At 50.2% G+C, this 20282-nt stretch carries 22 protein-coding genes and 1 pseudogene; 17 read left to right on the forward strand and 6 right to left on the reverse strand.

All coding sequences use genetic code 11. The annotated features are described in order from the left end of the window. Positions 1-75 precede the first annotated feature (75 nt). The 9 genes from rbsK (at position 76) to JZI27_RS11920 (ending at position 9610) form a co-directional block, all read left to right on the forward strand. Positions 76-984, forward strand: a complete 909-nt coding sequence (gene rbsK / locus JZI27_RS11880) for a ribokinase (protein ID WP_280207634.1) — start codon at positions 76-78, stop codon at positions 982-984. 38 nt (positions 985-1022) lie between these two features. Continuing rightward, positions 1023-1757: a glutamine amidotransferase gene (locus JZI27_RS11885; protein WP_251244578.1), complete on the forward strand. Its 735-nt coding sequence runs from the start codon at positions 1023-1025 to the stop codon at positions 1755-1757. 36 nt (positions 1758-1793) lie between these two features. Continuing rightward, entirely contained in the window at positions 1794-3080 is a 1287-nt protein-coding gene (locus JZI27_RS11890) for an ArgE/DapE family deacylase (RefSeq protein WP_251244577.1), read from the forward strand. A gap of 21 nt (positions 3081-3101) precedes the next feature. Beyond that, a complete protein-coding gene (locus tag JZI27_RS11895; protein ID WP_251244576.1) occupies positions 3102-4070 on the forward strand; it encodes a substrate-binding domain-containing protein in 969 nt (322 codons plus the stop codon). Between the two features lie 87 nt (positions 4071-4157). Further along, positions 4158-5660, forward strand: a complete 1503-nt coding sequence (locus JZI27_RS11900) for a sugar ABC transporter ATP-binding protein (protein ID WP_251244575.1) — start codon at positions 4158-4160, stop codon at positions 5658-5660. 88 nt (positions 5661-5748) lie between these two features. Next, a complete protein-coding gene (locus JZI27_RS11905; RefSeq protein ID WP_276531847.1) occupies positions 5749-6654 on the forward strand; it encodes an ABC transporter permease in 906 nt (301 codons plus the stop codon). 9 nt (positions 6655-6663) lie between these two features. Beyond that, on the forward strand, positions 6664-7503 hold the full coding sequence (locus JZI27_RS11910; RefSeq protein ID WP_251244573.1) for a BtpA/SgcQ family protein: 840 nt from the start codon (positions 6664-6666) through the stop codon (positions 7501-7503). 14 nt (positions 7504-7517) lie between these two features. Next, a complete protein-coding gene (locus tag JZI27_RS11915; RefSeq protein ID WP_251244572.1) occupies positions 7518-8399 on the forward strand; it encodes a carbohydrate kinase family protein in 882 nt (293 codons plus the stop codon). 14 nt (positions 8400-8413) lie between these two features. Continuing rightward, the gene (locus JZI27_RS11920; protein WP_251244571.1) at positions 8414-9610 is read left to right on the forward strand and encodes a M20 family metallopeptidase; all 1197 of its coding nucleotides are present in this window, start codon (positions 8414-8416) and stop codon (positions 9608-9610) included. A gap of 67 nt (positions 9611-9677) precedes the next feature. Here JZI27_RS11920 and JZI27_RS11925 read toward each other — a convergent pair. Beyond that, positions 9678-10556 (reverse strand): annotated as a pseudogene (locus JZI27_RS11925) (AraC family transcriptional regulator). 185 nt (positions 10557-10741) lie between these two features. Here JZI27_RS11925 and JZI27_RS11930 point away from each other — a divergent pair. The 4 genes from JZI27_RS11930 to JZI27_RS11945 all read left to right on the forward strand — a co-directional run bounded on the left by JZI27_RS11930 (position 10742) and on the right by JZI27_RS11945 (position 13835). Next, a complete protein-coding gene (locus JZI27_RS11930) occupies positions 10742-11269 on the forward strand; it encodes a response regulator transcription factor (RefSeq protein WP_251244570.1) in 528 nt (175 codons plus the stop codon). A gap of 6 nt (positions 11270-11275) precedes the next feature. Beyond that, positions 11276-12652 (forward strand): HAMP domain-containing sensor histidine kinase, encoded by a 1377-nt coding sequence (locus JZI27_RS11935; RefSeq protein ID WP_251244569.1) that lies wholly within the window; start codon positions 11276-11278, stop codon positions 12650-12652. Beyond that, complete coding sequence (locus JZI27_RS11940) at positions 12649-13200, forward strand: PepSY domain-containing protein (protein ID WP_251244568.1); 552 nt, start codon at positions 12649-12651, stop codon at positions 13198-13200. The genes JZI27_RS11935 and JZI27_RS11940 overlap by 4 nt, the downstream gene beginning before the upstream one ends. Positions 13201-13376: 176 nt before the next feature. After that, positions 13377-13835 (forward strand): PepSY domain-containing protein, encoded by a 459-nt coding sequence (locus JZI27_RS11945; protein WP_280207635.1) that lies wholly within the window; start codon positions 13377-13379, stop codon positions 13833-13835. A 57-nt stretch (positions 13836-13892) separates the two neighbouring features. Here the strand turns inward: JZI27_RS11945 and JZI27_RS11950 are convergent, their stop codons facing one another. The 5 genes from JZI27_RS11950 to JZI27_RS11970 all read right to left on the reverse strand — a co-directional run bounded on the left by JZI27_RS11950 (position 13893) and on the right by JZI27_RS11970 (position 17884). Then, a complete protein-coding gene (locus tag JZI27_RS11950) occupies positions 13893-15416 on the reverse strand; it encodes a glycine betaine uptake BCCT transporter (protein WP_122909716.1) in 1524 nt (507 codons plus the stop codon). A gap of 233 nt (positions 15417-15649) precedes the next feature. Continuing rightward, positions 15650-16408: an exodeoxyribonuclease III gene (locus tag JZI27_RS11955; RefSeq protein WP_251244566.1), complete on the reverse strand. Its 759-nt coding sequence runs from the start codon at positions 16406-16408 to the stop codon at positions 15650-15652. Between the two features lie 113 nt (positions 16409-16521). After that, positions 16522-16860 (reverse strand): glycoside hydrolase family 18 protein, encoded by a 339-nt coding sequence (locus tag JZI27_RS11960; RefSeq protein ID WP_338075401.1) that lies wholly within the window; start codon positions 16858-16860, stop codon positions 16522-16524. Positions 16861-16999: 139 nt separating this feature from the next. Further along, positions 17000-17464, reverse strand: coding sequence for an SRPBCC family protein (locus JZI27_RS11965; protein WP_251244565.1), 465 nt, complete (start codon positions 17462-17464; stop codon positions 17000-17002). Between the two features lie 126 nt (positions 17465-17590). Further along, positions 17591-17884, reverse strand: a complete 294-nt coding sequence (locus JZI27_RS11970) for an SRPBCC family protein (protein ID WP_122909713.1) — start codon at positions 17882-17884, stop codon at positions 17591-17593. A gap of 174 nt (positions 17885-18058) precedes the next feature. Here JZI27_RS11970 and JZI27_RS11975 point away from each other — a divergent pair, with 174 nt between their 5' ends. From JZI27_RS11975 to JZI27_RS11990, 4 genes are read left to right on the forward strand one after another with little or no spacing between them, the layout of a single operon-like run. Then, the gene (locus JZI27_RS11975) at positions 18059-18268 is read left to right on the forward strand and encodes a sigma factor (protein WP_280207636.1); all 210 of its coding nucleotides are present in this window, start codon (positions 18059-18061) and stop codon (positions 18266-18268) included. Positions 18269-18324: 56 nt separating this feature from the next. Beyond that, positions 18325-18543, forward strand: a complete 219-nt coding sequence (locus JZI27_RS11980) for a sigma factor-like helix-turn-helix DNA-binding protein (protein WP_280207637.1) — start codon at positions 18325-18327, stop codon at positions 18541-18543. Then, the gene (locus tag JZI27_RS11985; protein ID WP_122909711.1) at positions 18540-19463 is read left to right on the forward strand and encodes a hypothetical protein; all 924 of its coding nucleotides are present in this window, start codon (positions 18540-18542) and stop codon (positions 19461-19463) included. The genes JZI27_RS11980 and JZI27_RS11985 overlap by 4 nt, the downstream gene beginning before the upstream one ends. Position 19464: 1 nt before the next feature. Next, entirely contained in the window at positions 19465-20133 is a 669-nt protein-coding gene (locus JZI27_RS11990; RefSeq protein WP_280207638.1) for a hypothetical protein, read from the forward strand. Positions 20134-20282 lie beyond the last annotated feature (149 nt).

Consider the following 20282-nt stretch of genomic DNA (forward strand, 5'->3'; position numbering starts at 1 on the left):
GGAATGAGAGAAGCGCATGTAACGTAGAGAAAGGACGGGTCGGAACGTTCGTATAGTCGAAGGAGTAGTGGAAGAGTGAAGCCAAAAATCGTCGTGATTGGAAGTTTGAACATGGACATGGTAGTCCAGACACCTCGTGTGCCCGTCATGGGGGAAACCATCCTGGGTCAAAGCGTGCAGTTCGTGCCGGGAGGAAAGGGAGCGAACCAAGCGATTGGACTCGCCAGGCTCGGAGCGGAGGTTGCCATGATCGGCAGCGTTGGCCAGGATCTTTTCGGCGGGGAGCTGCTGGGCTCTTTGCAGACAGGAGGGGTGAACAGCACAGGCGTGAAGAAGACGGAGTCCGGTGAAACAGGGACTGCCTTCATCGTGCTGGCAGAAGGGGATAACAGCATCATCGTCGTGCCCGGAGCCAATGCCCAGTGCATGCCGGCTGACATCGATGCCCAGATCGAGCTGATCGAGCGCGCGGATATCGTTCTGATGCAAATGGAGATACCGCTCGCGACTGTAACCTATGCCGCCAAGGTAGCAAAGCTGCTTCAAAAGACCGTCATTCTCAATCCTGCACCTGCACAAAAGCTGCCGCCTGAATTGTTGGCCTGCGTGGATTATTTGACACCGAACGAGACGGAGCTTTCGATTCTTATCGAGGGTGAGTCAGATTTGGAAGGAAGAATGGATGCTTTGCTGAAGCAAGGTGTTCGTCACGTCGTGGCAACGCTCGGAGCACAGGGAGTGGCATACAAGGCTCAAGCTGGATCGCTGCTGCACATTTCCGGCCATCAGGTTCCGGTCGTCGATACGACTGGCGCCGGAGACGCTTTCAATGCCGGACTGGCCTTTGCGATCGGCAGCGGCCAAGCCGTACCGGATGCGATTGCTTTTGCTAACAAGGTAGCAGCCGTATCCGTTGGCAAATTTGGTGCTCAGCAGGGGATGCCAACGCTAGACGAAGTGGTTGTTTTTTCAGAATCATTCTAATTAAAAATCTTTTTATCTATCAAAAGGGGTGCAGTGCTGTGAAAGTATTGTTTATTGGGGAATCCTGGATTGTTCATATGATTCATACGAAAGGGTACGACAGCTTCACGTCGACCAAATATGAGGAAGGCGCCACACACCTGCTGCAATGCTTGCACAACGCTGGAATCGAAGTTGACTACATGCCTTCTCACGAGGTACAGGTTCGCTTTCCCAAAAAGCTGGAGGAGCTGGAGAAGTACGATGCGATCGTGCTGAGCGACATCGGTGCCAACACCTTCCTGCTGCAAAACGCTACCTTCTACCAGATGGAAATCATTCCGAATAGCCTGGATCTCATTCGCGATTATGTCGCGGATGGCGGCGGTCTGATGATGATTGGCGGTTATCTCTCGTTCATGGGGATTGAAGGAAAAGCCAATTTCAAAAACACTGTGCTCGCGGACGTCCTGCCTGTCGTCATGATGGATGGGGATGACCGCGTCGAAGCGCCGCAGGGCGTACAGCCAAAAGCAGTAAAAGAGCATGCCATCACGGCTGGCTTGGGCGATTGGCCGCGCTTCCTCGGCTACAATCGCTTCGCTGCCAAGGCGGACGCGGATGTGCTGGTCCAAATCGACGAAGATCCTTTCATCGTACTGGGCAGCTACGGCAAAGGAAAGACAGCCTGCTTCGCCAGCGACTGCGCTCCGCACTGGGGGCCAAAAGAATTCATGGAGTGGGAGCATTACCAATCGCTGTGGGCTAGCATGCTGGAACAGATCAAGCGCTAGAAAAAAGCAAAAACACAAGAGGGAGAAGGTGTTCACGTGCAAGTGAACGAGGTCGTTTCGCAAAACAAGGATGCGTACATTGGTTTTCTTTCCGAGCTGGTGCAAACCGATACCCAGGTCATCGGTCACGGGGTGCTCGGCGGAAACGAGCAGGCTGGACAAGCCATCATCCGGAATAGGCTGGAGCAGCTGGGCTTTGAGATCGACGAATTTTGTGTGGACGATGAAAAAATCAAGAAGTACCCGGGCGCCAATCTGGGTCACAAAAACGAGGGCCGCCCCAATATCGTCGGCGTCCTGAAGGGAACGGGCAACGGCAGATCACTGATCCTCAACGGCCATATCGATACGATGCCGTTTGGCGATCGCGACAGATGGGCAGACGATCCTTTTTCCGGTCAGGTAAAGGGTGATGTCTTGTACGGTCTCGGATCGACAGACATGAAGGCCTCCCTCGCCGCGATGATTCTGGCGGCTCAGGTGCTCCACTCGATGGGCGTAAAGCTCAAGGGAGACCTCATCATCCAGTCGGTGGTAGACGAAGAAGGCGGCGGCAATGGTACCTTGGCTTGCGTAGAGCGTGGCTACACCGCAGATGCCGCGATCGTCGGAGAGCCTACGCAGCTGCACATCCAGCCGGCACATATGGGTTTCCTTTTCCATGAGATCCAGGTGGAAGGAAAGAGCCTTCACTCCAGCCAGCTGTGGGAAGGCGTCAATGCGATCGACAAAGCAATCAAGATCTACCAGTCGATCAAGGAGCTGGAGCACCACTGGCTGATGACCGAGAGACATCCGCTGCTGCCAGGACCTACGATCAACCTCGGGGAGATCAAGGGTGGGATTGCTGGCTCCGTGGTTCCCGGCTCTTGCACGCTGAAGACCTGCCTTCACTACCAGCCGAAGCAAGGCGAGTCGTACCAGGAGACGCGTGACCGTGTGCATCAAGAGGTATTGGATGCCATCAACCGTGTCGTCCTCGGAGATGAGTGGCTGCGCGAGCATCCGCCTCAGGTGACAGTCTATCAGGAAGGCTTCCCATTTGAAACGCCGGTGACGCATCCGTTAGTCCAGGAAGTCAAAGAGGTGCTTGGCGAGGTGCTGCAAGAGGAAGTTATTATCGAAGGCATGCCTGCGGGATGTGATGCCCGTTTGTTGGCCGGATTCGCCAATATCCCGACTGTCATTTTGGGCTGTGGCGACCCCAGACAGTGCCACTGTATCGACGAATCGGTTCCGGTGGACCAGTTTCTGAAGCTGATCGAGATTTATGCCCGTTTTATCGTTTCTTGGTGTGGAGTGGATTCAGATATTCAAGCATAGAAAAACAGGGGGTAATGAGAAATGGTAAAAAAAGTATCGCTGTTGGCAATGGCTGCACTGGTGTCGATCATGGCGGGATGTGGAAGCTCCGGCGCAGGGGAACAGGCTGCTAATCCGCCAGCTTCTGAAACGCCTGCTGCAAAAGAGATCACGATTGGCGTATCGACGGCTACCCTGCGCCACCAATTTTTCATCGATATTGACAACGGCATGAAAAAAGCAGCGGAAGAAGCTGGCGTGAAGCTCTTGGTCAACGACCCGAACCTCGACCTGGCGAAACAGGTATCGGCTGTAGAAGACTACATGCAAAAAAAGGTGGATGGCTTGATCCTGCTGGCCGTTGACAACGCTGGTGTGGTTCCTGTCGTGGAAGAAGCCAAGGACAAGGGCATTCCGGTCATCACGGCAGACTCGGTCGTTCCCAGTGATAAAGTCGACACCTTTATCGGGACTGAAAACCTAGCAGCAGGAAAAGAGCTTGGCGAGTATCTGAAAAAGCAGATTGAAGCAGATGGAAAAGACGTCAAAATTGCCGTAGTCACTCACGTGCAATCGTTCGTGCAAAAAGAACGTCTGCAGGGCTTCAAGGAAGTGCTCAGCTCCGTGAAAGGCGTCACCTTCCTGAATGATCAGCCTGGCTACGACCGCGAAAAATCCATGGCTACCGTAGAGAACATTCTGCAAGCGAATCCCGATGTCGACTACATCTACGCGACAGCTGAAAACAGTGTTCTCGGTGCTTTGGCAGCACTCGAATCCGCTAACAACACCAAGACCAAGATCGTAGGCTTTGACGTGACTCCGGAAGCGGCAGAAGGCATTCGCAATGACAAGATTTTGGCTATGATCCAGCAGCAGCCTGAGAAGATCGGGGAAGAAGCGGTCAAGGCTGCGATTGAAGCGATCAATGGAAAACAGCTTGAGAAAAACATCAGCATCCCTGTCATTTTGATGGACAAGTCCAACGTGGACGAACACTTCAAAAAATAAGCGAGAATGCGGGGCTCGACGAGCGTGAAGCAAGCCGGGCCCCCACTCTGTAGAAGATGCTCCACATCATGGAGAGGAGGGATCCGTTTGCAATCACCGATTCTGGAGCTGCAAAACATCAGTAAGGAATTTTCCGGCGTAAAAGCGCTATCCGACGTATCCTTGACGGTTTACCCTGGAAGCGTGCATGCCCTGGTTGGAGAAAACGGAGCGGGAAAATCAACCTTGATGAAAATTCTGACCGGAGCATACAGCAAGACCAGCGGCCAGATTTTCTTTGAAGGAAAAGAAATGGAACAGATGGACCCGAAGCTGTCCAAAAAATTGGGGATTCACTGTATTTATCAGGAATTGAACGTCATGAAGAACATGACAGTAGCGGAGAACGTCTTTATTGGCGCACAGCCGGTCACCAAGCTCGGCTTGATCGACTGGAAGAAGATGAACGATGCAGCCAAGGAGATCTTCGTTTCCTTGCAGCTCGATATCAACCCCAAGAAGCTGGTAAAAGAACTGAGCATTGCGCAAAAACAAATGGTAGAGATCGCCCGGGCGATTTCCCAGCAAGCCAAAATATTGATCATGGACGAACCGACCTCCTCCTTGTCCGAGCGCGAGACAGAAGTGCTGTTGTCCCTGGTCGAGGAATTGAAGAAAAAAGGCGTCAGTGTCCTTTACATCTCGCATCGAATGGACGAAATCTTCCGAATATGCGATACCGTCACCGTTCTGCGTGATGGCACCCATATTAAAACCTTGCCATTGAAAGAAGTAAAGAATGTCGACTCCCTGGTGGAGCTGATGGTGAATCGAAAAGTGACAGATTACTTCAACAAAGTAGAAGTACACTTGGGCAAGCCCCTCCTGCGCGTCGAAAATTTGTCCAAGCACGGTGTCTTGCGGGATATCAGCTTTGAAGTTCGAAGTGGAGAAATTCTTGGGGTAGCCGGGCTGGTCGGCGCAGGGCGCTCCGAGATTGCCAAGGCCTTGTTCGGGCTTTTGAAGACGGACTCAGGCGAGATCTTTATCGACGCTCAAAGGGTGGAGATTCAAAAGCCTTCGGATGCGATCAAGCTGGGGCTTGGCTTTGTAACAGAAAATCGCAAGGAAACAGGTTTGGCGCTGAAACAAAGTGTGCGTGCCAACATCACGATGTCCAACCTGAAAAAATATGTGAAGTACATGCTTGTCAAACAATCAGATGAGAAGCAGATCGCAGAGGAATACCGGCAAAAGCTGAACATCAAGACGGCCACGCTGGAGCAGCCGATTTCGAGCTTGAGCGGAGGCAATCAGCAAAAAGCCATTCTTTCGCGCTGGATTATCCAGGAGCCGCGCATTCTCATTCTGGATGAGCCGTGCCGCGGGGTTGACGTCGGAGCCAAGGCTGAAATATTTGCCCAAATCAGCCAGCTTGCCCAGCAAGGAGTCGCCATCATCATGATTTCCTCTGAAATCCCGGAAATCGTCGGGATGAGCGATCGCGTTCTCGTCATGCGTGAAGGCTCCATCGCCGGATTGCTCGATAAAAACGCCATTACACCAGACAACATTCTGAAACTCGCATTTGGGGGTGGAGTAAGTGCCTAAAGGAACGTCAACCGATCTGGAAGTCACACAGCTAAAGCAACACAACTGGAAGCAAACCCTGTTTACGATCTTTGATAAAGGCAGCACCATGATTGGTCTCGTGTTGCTGTTTGTCATTCTGTCCATAGTCACGACAGATTTTTTAACGGTTGACAACCTGATCAATGTGACACGTCAGGCAACGGTGCTCTGCATCATGGCCGTGGCTATGACGTTCATCATCATAACCGGCGGAATTGACTTGAGCGCTGGCTCGCAAATCGCTGTCAGCGGTGTAGCGGTGAGCGGTTTGATCGTCGCGGGAGTTCCGATTCCGCTCGCGGTGCTATTGGCCATCATGATCGGTGGACTTATCGGATTGTTTATTGGAACGATCGTGTCGACGCAAAAAATCCCTCCGTTCATCGTGACCTTGGGGATGACGACCATTCTCTCTGGACTAGCCTTTGTGTACACACAAGGAAATCCCATTGCGGTGAGCGATGCTGCATTTCGCGCATTGGGGCGCGGCTACATCGGTCCGATCCCGATCCCGGTTATCATCATGGTGATCGTCGTCATCATCGGTCATATTCTCTTGACCCATACCCGTTTTGGTCGCTATGTCTACATGGTCGGGGACAACGAAGAAGCCGCGAGATTGTGCGGGATCAACGTCAATCTGGTCAAGACAGGCGTCTACGTCCTGGGTGGAGCGGTCATGGCGATTGCAGGGATCATCCTCGCTTCCCGTCTTTCTACTGGTTCACCCAACTCAGGTACCGGCTCTGAGCTGGATGCGATTGCGGCTGTTGTCTTGGGCGGCACCAACCTGTTTGGCGGAGAAGGGAAAATCATCGGGACTTTGATGGGAGTAGCGATCATCTCCATTCTCAACAACGGATTGAACCTGTTGGACGTATCCTCGTACAACCAGCTCATGATCAAGGGTGTTGTGATCTTGCTGGCTGTTTGGCTGAACTCAATCAAAGCAAGGAAAAAAATGAGTGTGTAGGTGATTACTATGAGCGGAGGAATTTTCCCTCCTAAACAGAATGCATTATTGGAAATCCTTCCCGTAAAAAAACCGATCATCGGGATGATTCATCTCAAACCACTGCCAGGCTCCCCGCATTATAAAGGAGAATCTGTCCAGGAGATGATCGACTTCGCGCTGGAGGATGCCCGCAGATTGATCGAAGGTGGCATAGACGGATTGCAGATCGAGAATGCCTGGGATCTTCCATTTCCCAAGCCGGAGGATTTCGGCCATGAGACGGTCGCTGCGATGACAGCAGTCGGTATCGAGCTGAAGAAAATGTCCACGGTGCCGATCGGAGTAAACTGTCTGGCGAATGCGGTCCTGCCAGCTATCGCGATAGCCAAGGCGATACAGGCCAAATGGGTGCGCTCCAATCAGTGGGTCAACGCCTATATTGCCAACGAAGGCTTCGTGGAAGGAGCCTCCTCCAGGGCGATGCGCTACAAGGCGAGACTGTTCGGGGACGATATCAAAATTCTCGCGGACGTGCATGTGAAGCATGGCAGCCACGCGATTGTTGCGGATCGCAGCCTTTCTGAGCAGACGCGGGACAATGAGTTCTTCGATGCGGACATCCTGATTGCGACCGGAAATCGTACCGGGGATGAAACCTCGCTGGACGAGATTTTGGGGATCAAGGAAAATGCGTCCCTGCCTGTTATCGTGGGCAGCGGAATGACCGAGCAGAACGCGAAGAAGATTCTTTCGGTAGCAGATGGCGCCATCGTCGGCAGCTTCCTGAAAGAGAACGGCAACTGGTGGGAGCGCGTAGACACGGAGAAGGTCAAACGCTTCATGGATCAGGTTGATTCCTTACGATAGGCTGGGGTCTGGATATGGGAAAGATAGCGGTGCACGGTTTTGTGAATACAGATATCATCTGTCAGGTGGACGCCCTCGCAGAAGCTGATCAGGAGACGGAAGTGAGCAGCCTGCAATTTTTGCCTGGAGGATCAGCAGCGAATGTCGCTGTTGGTCTTTCTCGTTTGGGTGAAGAGGTATTCTTTCTGGGAGCGGTCGGCCAGCATGCGTATACGACCTTTCTTTTAGACAGCATGGAAAAGGTGCGCCGAGACTACGTCCAGATCGTGGAGGATGCATCGTCCGGCATGGTGATGGTGCTCGTGAACAAGCAGGGTCTTCGCACGATGTATACCTATCCGGGAGCCAATGTGCAGTATGAGGTAAACCGGATACCAGAAGATTTTTGCCGTGAACTCGACATTCTTCATCTGAGCAGTCCGCATCTGTCTATCGCCGAACAGCTTTTCGCCTGGAAAAAGCGAAACCCCAGGCTGCGCATTTCCTTCGATCCCAGCTCCTTGCTGACCAAAAAGGGATTGGATTCAATCAAAGTGTTTCTTGCGCAGACCGATATCCTGTTTGTGAATCGTTCGGAGCTGCAGGATTTGGTCGGTGACAGGGAAGTGGAGCAGGCTTTGCTGGAGCTGCACGGTCTTGGCGTACAGGAAATTTTCGTGAAATTGGGAAAGGAAGGGGCCGTCTACAGCACAGCCCGTGAGCGAGTCTTTCTGCCTTCCTTGCCGGTCAAGGCTGTAGATTCTACGGGCTCTGGAGATGCATTTGCGGTCGGTGTACTGTACGGTTTTTCGCGGGGATGGGACAAGAAAAAGGTTTTGCAGGCCGGCATTACCCTGGGTGCCCGTGTCGTAGAGCAGGTAGGGGCAAGAACAGGTCTGCCGCATTCTTGGGAATGAGGAGGTTAGGGAGAATGAAGGGAACGGATTTGTTTGCGCAAGTCGATCAGGAGAATGCCATTTCCTTTTTGCAGTCGCTCATCCAGATCAATAGTGTAAATCCGCCAGGTGCTGAACTGGCGGTTGCGGAAGCGATTCAAAAACGGCTAGTCAACAGTGGCTTGCATATGGAGCTGGATTTGGTGGCTGAGAATCGGGCCAATTTGCTCGTCTCACTGAATGGCGATCCGACACAGAATACCTCTCAAGACCAGGGGAAAACCTTGGTGTTTAGCGGACATTTCGATACCGTTCCAGTCGGGGGCGTGGATTGGACGTACCCGCCATTTGCAGGCGAAAGAGTAGGCGACCGCATTTACGGGCGCGGCACGACGGACATGAAAAGCGGAGTAGCCGCGATGATTATCGCGATGGAGTGCCTAGCCAAGTCAGGTATTACGCTGCCTGGAAACTTGCTTTTCGCGGGTACGGTAGGGGAAGAGGTAGATTGTCTCGGTGCCAAGGAAGTGGCGAGAAAGGGACAGATCGATCACGCCTCTGCGATCGTCGTCAGTGAGCCGACAGCCAATCAGGTGATCGTCGCCCATAAAGGAGCGCTTTGGCTGGAAGTCACCATGCTTGGCAAAACGGCGCACGGCTCCATGCCTGATCACGGGATCAACGCAATCCAGGCGATTCATCGATTCATTACCGAGCTGAATCACTATCAACTAGAGCATACACCGCATGAAATTCTCGGTGGCTCCACGTTGAATATCGGCATGATCCGCGGGGGGATTAGCGTCAATGTCGTACCGGACCAATGCAGCGTCACTCTTGATATACGGACGGTTCCGGGTCAAAATCATGCCAAGATCCTGGAAGAAATTCAACAATTGGCCCAGAAAGCGAGTTTATCTGCCTCTTGTCATATAAAGGTCTTAAATGACATGGCTTATGTCGATACGTCTGCCAGCAATCCCTTCATTCGAACAGCCATGCAGGTAGCAGGCATGGAGCAGGATGCATCGCCGCGCGGTGTCAATTACTACACAGACGCTTCTGTTTATCAGCCACACCTAAACGGAATTCCCGTCCTGATCTACGGACCCGGTGAACCGAGCATGGCCCATCAACCGGATGAATGGGTCGATGTTACGAAATATCTGGATGCGATTCGCTATTTTATCGATCTGGCAGTAGCTTACTTGAACGATGAGAACCTTGCCTAAATGGAACGAGCAAACCCTACCTTTCACCGCAAAGGTAGGGTTTCTCTTTTAAGCATGGTCACACCGATCAGGGATTGCGCTTGATGACAGGAATCCAGATCTCGCTTTTATACGCAGGCAAAGTCGTATCGGGATGTTCGTTCCACAGGATTTCCGGCCCTTTGGCCAGTTCATAGCTGGACGTGGGAAACCACTCGGCATAGATGCGGCCCCATATTTGCTGGAGTGTTTCTGGAAAAGGACCAACTGACTCGAATACAGCCCAGGTGCTAGCAGGAACTTCCAACACAGCGAAGCCAGGGGGGCATTCGTTCGTCGTCGCTACCCCGATGTAATGATCCAACTCCCCTTTTTCCTCCATTCGGCCTTCGGAAAAGTTGGTCGAAGCACTGATAATGCCTTTTGGCTCGATATTGGATTGCTGCTTAAGCAACTGGATCGTCTCTATATCCAGCTTGCCAAGCATCGCGGCAATCTCCGGATTCTCGCCTTGGAATACGATCGGCACTCGCTTCATGATCCCAATGATGCGAAACGCCTCTTTTTCCTCGATGCGATAGTTCATTTCATCTCCTCCTTGAATGGTTAGCTGAAAGTTCATTCGAGGATAGGCTTTGAGTGCCTGCTCTCGCATCCTCGATTTGGAAGGAGTGACCCCATGCAGCTCTTGAAAGGCGCGGGTGAAAGAATCAGCGGAGTTGTAGCCGTATTTGATGGCGATATCGATGACTTTTACGCGAGGGTCCTAAAGATCAAATGCGGCAAGCGTGAGGCGTCTGCGGCGAATGTATTCGGACAGCGTAACTCCCGCAAGGAAAGAAAACATACGGGTAAAATGATACTCCGAGCAATAGGCCAGCTTTGCTGCTACTTTGAAGTCGATCTCGCCGCTGAGATGATCTTCAATATAGTTCAAGGCTGCATTCAGGTGTATGAGAGAGTTCATCCTTCGTCCCTCCTTCTTAGTCAACAGAATAGCAGGAAAGCCAGCGAGCCATCCGACTTTTCGTGCACAGATTTGCAGGGATCTTCCGCAGCGTTCTTCTCTGGAAAGCTGGAAAACCTGAAAGTAGAAGTAGACTCCGACGATCAGCCTTTGTTACGGTAAATAGGAGAGAGGGAGGCAGATCCATGAGTCAGGCAAAAATCTTATTGATAGAAGATGAAAGGAAAATCGCCCGCTTCCTGGAATTGGAGCTGGAATACGAGGGATACGAAGTGTATGCTGCCGAAGACGGCGTCACCGGACTGGATCTAGGCGCCAATGATTACATTACCAAGCCATTTGCGATTGAGGAGCTTTTGGCCAGAATTCGCGCATGCATGCGTATGGCGAACGTGTTAAAAAAGGAAGTGGATACAGGACGCTACACGCTGTCCGATCTCCTGATAGACGAAAAACAACGCAGCGTGATGCGGGGCAGCATGCAGATCGAGTTGACGCCCCGTGAGTTTGATTTGCTGCTCTATATGGTGAAAAACGCAAACCAGGTGCTAAATCGAGAGCAGATTTTGACGAAGGTATGGGGTTATGACTATCAAGGTGACTCGAACGTTGTGGACGTGTACATCCGCTATTTGCGCAAAAAGCTGGACGCGTCTCCGCATGTCCCGATTATTCATACTGTACCGGGAATCGGATATACAATAAAGGGGTAATTACGGATGAATATCCGAAACAAGATCCATCTATTTTCAACAGTATGGCTGATTTTGATCGTATGCATCATCAACACTTCGATCTATTGGCTGTTTCATAAGCAAATGATGGACCAGGAGCTGGAAAGAATTCAGCTGCAGGCCGAGAATATCACGGAAACACTCCATTCATCCGCCAATCAGGTGGAGCCTGCAGATATGCTGCAAGCCTTTTTGACGCAGCTTGGCATGATCAGGGTGATTAACGAGGAGTCACGTCCCATCCTTACCGCTACTAAAGATATAGCATTTCGTGATCTCCTCCCGGAATACAGCAAATCTGAAGCTTATCGGATTGTGGAGCGGGACGGCGTAGCCTATGCGATGGCGCAAATGCCTGTCATCTGGAAGGACGGAAAGATTGTCTCCCTCGAAGTAACAACCAGTCTGGCGGATACACAGGAGACGATGCGCATGCTGCGCGTGGTGCTGCTCATCGCCTCGCTTGTTGTTTTGCTCCCTTCCTTTTTTGCTGGCAGACTGCTGGGAAAAGTGATCCTCGGTCCGATCCATTCGATGATCCAGACGATGGAGGAAATTCAGAATCGGGGTGTTTTCAAGAAGCTGGATTTGCAGCAGCATCAGTCCAAGGACGAACTGTACCAGCTGGGTAACACCTTTAATCGAATGATCGACATTTTGCATCAAAACTTTATCAGGCAGCAGCAATTCGTCTCGGATGCTTCGCATGAGCTGAAAACCCCGTTGACCGTCATAGAAGGCTATGCAACCATGCTGAAGCGATGGGGGATGAAAAAGCCGGAAGTGCTGGAGGAGTCAGTAGACGCCATCTACGCTGAAGCCGTTCGGATGAAAAAAATGACCAGACAAATGCTGATGCTGGCCAATCCCCATGAAGAGTCCCTTTTATCGATTCAGGAAGTGGGTCTGGTTCAGTTGAGCGAAGAGACGGCCAAATGGATGAGGAGAACGTATGATCAGCAGATTTCCGTCCATGCCCCAGCAACAGAAATTCGCGTACATGCCGACGAGCAAAAGCTGAAGCAGCTGCTCGTGATCTTGCTCGACAATGCGCTGACGTACAGTTCGGAACCGATCCGTATCGAATTAACGGAACAAAATGGCGAGGCAGCCCTTTCTGTTGTGGATCACGGAGTAGGCATTCCCAATGAAGACCTGCTTCATATTTTCGACCGGTTTTACAGGGTAGACAAGGCGAGAGCAAGGGATTCTGGCGGCAGTGGACTGGGCTTGTCTATTGCCAAACGAATTGTGGATGCGCACGGCGGCAGAATCGATGTCTTCAGTGAAGAAGGCAAAGGAACGACCTTTACCGTAACATTTTCCATGTCCAAACAAGCAGCAGGGGAGGAGCAGCGGTGAATCGAAAGGTTGGCATTTACTTTGGCGTGCTGATGGTGGTGCTGGTCGTCTTCGGCGTTTCGCAGCTGACTGCAAGCAAGGAAGAAGAGATCATCACGGCCGATGAGATGAAAAAAACAATCGAATCCAGGTATGCGGGCGAGGTGACCTCGATTGAGCTGATCGAGGAAGAGGGATTAAATCGCTACAGCAGTACGTTACAGGGAGCGAACGGGATCTATCAAATCCGTACAGATGCTCATTCTGGACAGATTTTGCAGCTCATTCCCTTGAAAATGGAACCAGCAGATTCCACACAGACTCAGAAGCCATCCGAGCCTGAGCAGCCCCCGCTCAAACAAGCCAACCAAAACACCGGAATTTCGCTGGACCAAGCGAAAGCCATTGCTTTGGAGCAGATTGACGGGACGTTTGACGGTATAGAAGTGGAGGAAGTAAACGGAGCCTTGGCCTATGAAGTAGAGATCGATACCTCTGACCATCAAGAGGTGAAGGTGCAAGTAGACGCTCATACCGGCAGGGTTTTGTCCGTTCTTTGGGAGGATTGAGGAATCTCTCATCATTTTCTAATCTTATTCTTATTTCTGTTTCATTTTCAGGCGCTATCATGAGGGAAACAGAGAGGAGAGATTTCTCATGAAGAAAGTACTGGATCGCTGGGAGCATCAGCCTGACAGCTATTGCAGAAGACAAAAGCGATGGGAATAAATCGACGCAGCAGCAAATGAATCGTCCTGTATATCTGGAGATTGATGATGATATACCCGCAGATGTGTTGAAAACAGTGCGGATTTCGCAGGAAGTAGCCAGGAAGCTGGCACTCGGCGTTCAGCCCGGAACGATCCGGGAAATGGAGCTGGAAACGGAGCGGGGTACGCTCTATTACAAATTCGAAATCAAGACCACCAATCGGAAGGTAGACGTCTATGTCGATGCCATGACCGGTGAAGCGTGGCGCGAAAACGATCCGGAACGCATGAAGCAAAAGGTGAAAATCAGTCTCGAAGAAGCAAAAAAAATTGCTTTGAACCAGGTGAAAGGAACGATCGTCAAAGCTAAATTGGATGAAGACGACGGACAGTATCTGTACGAAGTGGAAATGCGGACGGACCAATGGCGTGAAGTGGAGTTCGAGATCTCCGCAACGACAGGTGATGTGCTTGATGTAGATTGGGACGATTAAGTCAAATCATAAAAACCTTAGTCCGAAGCGAAACAGGACTAAGGTTTTTTCGCCATTTCATAGATCCTTAAGCAGCTTTTCGAGCTTCTTGCTCTGTTCCCGACGCCTCTTTTTGGCAGACCGTTCTTCTTCACGAAGGGCGCGCATCAAGGAGAAGCACATCAAGACCATGATGACGGCGAAAGGGAGTGCGGCGACGATCGAGGCCGTCTGTAATCCCTCCAATCCTCCGCTGAGCAGAAGGACCACCGCAATCGTAGACTGGAGGATGCCCCAGGTGATTTTGACGCGAGTGGATGGATCGAGAGTACCGTCGGCAGACAGCATCCCCAGGACAAATGTGGCTGAGTCAGCCGAGGTGATGAAGAAGGTGAAGATCAGAACCAGGGCGACAATCGCGAGAATGGTTCCCCAAGGCAGCTGTTCCAGCGCGAGAAACAAGGCGGTAGAAATATCATTCTGAACAGCCTCTCCAATCGGGGCCTGATCAAAGATTTCCAGATGCAAGGCGGTACCCCCAAAGACAGAGAACCAGATGAAGCTGAGCAGACTGGGGACGAGCATCACACAGATGACGAATTCCTTGATCGTACGCCCCTTGGACACTCGGGCGATAAACATGCCGACAAATGGGGCCCAGGCGATCCACCAGGCCCAGTAGAACAAAGTCCAATTGGCAACCCAATTCCCCTGGGTAAAGGGAGTGAGGCGCAAGCTCATGGAAATGAGATTGTTCAAATAGCTGCCTAGCGTGCTGGTAAAGGTGTCGAACAAAAATGAAGTCGGCCCCAGGATGAGGGTCAGCAGCAACAAGGCCAATGCTACTATCAAATTGGTGTTGCTGAGTATCTTGATCCCTCTATCGAGTCCCGTGGTAGAGGACAAGAGATAGATGACCGTAATAATGGCAATGATCGCGATTTGTACGGTGGTATTGGAGGCAAGTCCAAACAGATGAGACAACCCGCCGTTTATTTGCAACGTGCCAAGGCCAAGCGAGGTGGCGACTCCAAAAACGGTGGCGATCACGGCGAGGATGTCGATTGCTTTTCCGATAGGCCCATGTATTCTCTCACCAAGCAAAGGGGCAAAAGTGGAAGAAATCAACCCCTTGGAGCCTCTTCTGAATTGGAAGTAGGCAAGCGAAAGCGCGATGACGGCATAAATGCCCCACGGATGAAGTCCCCAATGGAAAAAAGCGTACCGCATAGCGACCTGCGCTGCTTCCGTCGTTTGGCCTGTTACTCCTGCTGGAGGCGCAAAGTAGTGGGAAACAGGTTCGGCGACTCCCCAAAAAACAAGTCCAATTCCCATTCCTGCACTAAAAAGCATACTAAACCAGGTAGGCAAAGAGTATTCGGGTTCGTCGTCATCCTGCCCCAAAGGGATCTGACCGTATTTGCTAAAGGCCAAATAGATACAGAAGATCAAAAAACTAAAGGCGACGATCAAATAAAACCAGCCAAAGTTCGTGGTGGTCAAGTCTAGAACGCGAGTAGCTGTTTTGGCAAAAAGCTCTGGAGAAAAGGCGCCAAACAAAACGATCACGACCACGATAAGAAACGATATCAGAAATGTCATGGGATTCCTCCAGGATATGGACTGACCATTAGTTGTAGAATCTCTCATGACATCTGAAAATATTCCTTGAAATGGAAACGTGGGCAATTAGAAAACTTGGCTACGCCAAGCTTTTGGCGGAGCCTTAGTTGCACTTATACTATCTTCCGCTAATCTTTTTAGCGCTTTAGCGCACTCAACACTTTCCGATAGTATAAAAAAGGCTGCCCAGCAGGCAGCCGTATGTGCGTGTGCTACAGATCAGCCAGTTCCAGGATGATTGGACAGTGATCGCTGCCTGTTACATCGGCATCGATACGGGCGTCAATCAAGGACGGGGCAAGCCTTGTGGAGGAGAGGAAGTAGTCGATTCTCCAGCCGATGTTGCGCTCTCTTACCTTTGGCATATAGGACCACCAGGAATAGGCATCTGTTCGATCTGGATAGAAATGCCGGAACGTGTCGATAAAACCGGATTGGAGCAGTTCACTCATCTTGCCACGCTCTTCGTCAGTAAAGCCGGAATTTCCACGGTTCGATTTTGCATTTTTGATGTCGATTTCCTGATGAGCCACATTGAGATCGCCACACACGATGACTGGCTTTTGCTTGTCCAGCTGCAAGAGATAGCTGCGGAACCGGTCTTCCCATTCCAGCCTGTATTCCAGTCTCGACAAGTCTCGTTTCGCATTTGGCGTGTATACGTTGACGAGATAGAACGAATCGAATTCCAGGGTGATCATCCGTCCTTCTGGCTCATGGTTGTCTTCCAGACCATAGTAGACAGATAAGGGCTCTTGCTTGGTGAATACAGCGGTTCCGGAATAGCCCTTTTTGATCGCATAATTCCAATACTGATGATACCCGTCAGCAAACTCAACCGAAATCTGGCCCTCTTGCAATTTTGTTTCCTGGATACAAAAGATATCCGCATCCATTTTCACAAAGTACTCTTGAAACCCTTTATTCACGCAAGCTCTTAATCCATTTACGTTCCATGATATCATTTTCATCGTCGGCTTGATCTCCTTACAGCTTTTTGACAGATGCCGTCTTCCCTAAATCGTCTCACATTTCACATTTGGGAATCCTGCCTCTTTCTTTTTTGCCTACCAAGGAGCGCCATTTATTGAACGCTCTGTTTGATTTGCTCCATCGATGCTTGATTGATCAGACCCAGTCGCCAGATGGCGTAGCCTTTGAGATTGTATCGCTTGGCAAGGCCGATTTTCTGATTCACCGACGATTCATTTTCGCTTCCCATCGATACTCCCAGAATCAGTTTTTCCTTAGGGACGTGGACCAAGGCCATGCGAATCGCTTCGTCCACTTTGTTCATCGGCTCCGGACCTTTCTCACCTTCGTAGGCGTAAGCCATGATGACAAGATCATCCGCCATTGCACCTAACGTGGCATAGTCGTAGCCCTTGTAGGCACCGTTCAGCGGATGTAGGATCAGAGTCAAGGGACATTTCCTTTCCTCGTGAGTTCATTCTTTTACATGAATAGGTATACCAGTTTAGAGGTTAGGAAGGCAATGAATATTTTGAAATAAAAAACCTCTGCAGACAGGACCCGATCGATGGTCTGCTGCAGAGGTAGCGTCATGAACGTGTTGGTGGAGTGGAAGCCATTTCGAGCATCCGGTTGGCGACAGCTTCGGCCAATTCCGTGGTTGTCTTTGGAACCAAGCTTTTTAGTACAGAGTTGATCATAGGGGCCTTTACGCCTTTGGCTGTGATGTCGAGGGAACATGTCATTCTGGTACGCTGATTACCCAGTGACGCGGTCTTGAAGTAGCCTTCACCAGAAAAATTCTCGTTGATTCCTGTCAGGTTAAACTTCACCAGTGATGGCGGTGTCCATTCCGTAATATCGACCTGAAGATGTATTTTTTTCTTCATAATGCCGATGTCGCCATTGAACATCCAGGTGGACTGACGCTCATTGATAATCTCATGGCTGATGTAGCCTGGAACCAGTGGAATCCAGTTTTCCATTACACTTACGAACTCCCAGATCGTCTGGACCGGGAGATCGAGATCTATTTCGTGTATTCCCTGAGGCATGGATACTCATTCCTTTCCCCTCGATGGTTGTCGATCTTGATATGTGTATGGAGGAATGCCGCAGGATATATCGGAAAATCTTTTTTGTTCAATGAAAAAGGCCCCATACTCGGGGCCATTTTTCGGCTAGGATTTGATCGATGCTGTTTCGTTGATCCGATTGGCGATGGCTTCCGCCAAATCAGTCGTCGTCTTTGGAACGAATGTTTTGAGAATCGAGTTGATCATGGGACCCATGACACCCTTTGCCGTGATGTCTATCTTCAAGCTCACTTTTTTCTTCATGATTCCGATGTCGCCCATGAAGGTCCAGGTGGACTGGCGGTCATTGATGATCTCGTGGCTGATGTAGCCGGGAACCAGCGGAGCCCACTTGTCCATGACGCTGACAAATTCCCAGATGGTACGGTGCCGTTTCATATTCGTGGAGAAGTCTCATCGGTACCATGATGCCAGCGTTGTTCAAAAAGCCTTTGGCATCATTCGTATAGAGAATAATGCTATAAGTTTATTACAATAGGCAGGGGACATTTTGAACGAATCAATCGCAAATGACCAATATGAGGTGTAAATCAACGGAAAGTGGGTGGAATTGTGGAGCGGTCGATCGACGAGGGATTGCGAGTATGCATCAATCAGGTACTCGCGGGTGATAGGGAGGCTTTCGGTGAACTGTATGATAGGACGATTCATGATGTCAAGAAGACAGTTTCGTTTCTGCTGGACAACAAGCAAGACGCTGAGGATGTGATTCATGACATATATCTAGAGGTATTCAAGTCATTGCGTCATTTTGATCAATGAACCTGCTGGCGACTGCGCAAACGGTACCAGATATCTCCAAGGAGGTAGTCGAACAGTTGGAGCAGCAGCAGCTCATGGAACGGATCCAGCATCTTCCGTTCAAATTCCGAAGTGTCTTGGTTCTGAAATATTGGCATGGCTGTAGCCAGAATGAGATTGCCGAAATCCTGCAATTGCCTGTCGGAACCGTAAAATCACGTTTGCACCATGCTTTGATAAAAGCTCGAGAAATCGTCAGTCAGCAGCCATTAAGCTTGGGAGGGGATCGGTCATGATGGAAGAACGAATGAAGAAGGCAATGGATGCTTTGGGTAATGAGCACGAATCAATTCCGCTTTCCCCTTTGTTGCGGGAAAGAATCCTTCATTCTGCCGGAAAAGACAGAAAAGGATCGACAACCAAGAATGCCATAAAGACCAAGTGGTTTTTGGTCGCTACGCTTGTATTTGTTTTCGCGACGGGATTTACATCGATAACCTTGTACAAAATCCAGAACCAAGCCAAAGAGACGGTGATCGAGTATCAGGCTTCCCCTCCTCTTTCCAAGGAACGACTCGCTCAATTGCAAGCTTCGCAGGCCAAGCTCGACGAGGTTAGGAGCGGGTTGAAACCCGGTACGGCGGCAGCAGTGTTTCAGAAAAATGAAGCAGGGCAAGGAGAGGTTATCTATATCGTGAATCCGCTCAAGGTAAGAGAATTGTCCGAGCTAAACACACTGGTCCAAGGGGTACTCGATTATCCCGCACGTATTGCTGACACGTACGACTTTACAGAAGGTCTGATCAGCTACGATTATACAAAAGACGAATCCCTGGAAGTGAGCTTGAAAAATCGGGGGTTGGAAAATAAGCAGGAGCTGATAGCTGAACCATTGCCAGCTCTGCCCACCTACTACCAGGTGTCTGCTACCTATGAAGACCCAACTGGAAACCTGCTTCGTGTCAATGGATGGAAGCAGGACTGGGAAGGCAAAGGCATGATCACAGTGCCAGGGGCTAATCAAACGGTAGAAGAGGTGCAAATCAGCGGTTTGGAAGGCTTGTATATCGAACGAGATGATCCGTTTGGGAAGCCGCGAAAGGAATTGAGATGGATGGATCAGGACTGGTCGCTCTCTCTTCATACGACAGATACAGGCATGAGCAAAGATGCAATGCTGGACATTGCAAGTCAGATCATGGAGAGGAGACCGTAACATGAAAACATGCATGAAGTTTGTATGTACAGCAATGGTGATGGTAGTCATGTTCGCTCAGGATTTTGTCCAAGCAGAAGAAGTCGTACAGAAAAAATGGATATGGAAAAATATAGAAATAACAATTAGTGATCCTTCAGATGCTGAAAGATCAGATGTGATTACGACCTCTTTGGAGGACTACCAAAGGATTAGCAAAGGAGGGAAGGTTATGACGACAGAAGAGACGAAAAAAACCTTCGGCGCCCCTCTATATCGACCCGTTGCCGCACATCTACCTCTCCTCTCTTCCAATGGACTCATTACGCAATATTTCACACTAAAGGACGGGAAGTTGGGGGAACCGGTCCAAAAACTTGCGCATTGGGACATTTTCCGAAAAGAACGAGAGTGGGCTGCTGTCACCCAAGATATTGACACGTATACTATGGATATTCTGAATCGAAAAGAGCGAGTTCACGAGACATATCCTGCATATATGAAAGTCATGCAGATCCCAGGTAGCGACAATGTGGCTACACTTACTCCATTTCAGAATAGTGATGTCAAACGGCTTGCTGTGCATATTCTTGATCCGAAGGGAAAGGTCATCCGTCTGCAAATCATTGGAAATCTATCAGAAAAGGACTTGATTCGCTTGGCCTCTGCTTTCAAACCCTCTTCTGAATAACATCACATTAAAACAATCACCTGGGTGCCTTCTGCTAATGGAAGGCGCCTTTTTCATGTTAAAAATAACCTTTATTTCCAAAAGATATGAAAGTCACCCGCTCCATATATGGGGATAATTTTCTTTTGAATGGTTGATACTATCATTGG

It is taken from the genome of Brevibacillus sp. AY1 (assembly GCF_029870785.1).
Classification (GTDB): domain Bacteria; phylum Bacillota; class Bacilli; order Brevibacillales; family Brevibacillaceae; genus Brevibacillus; species Brevibacillus invocatus.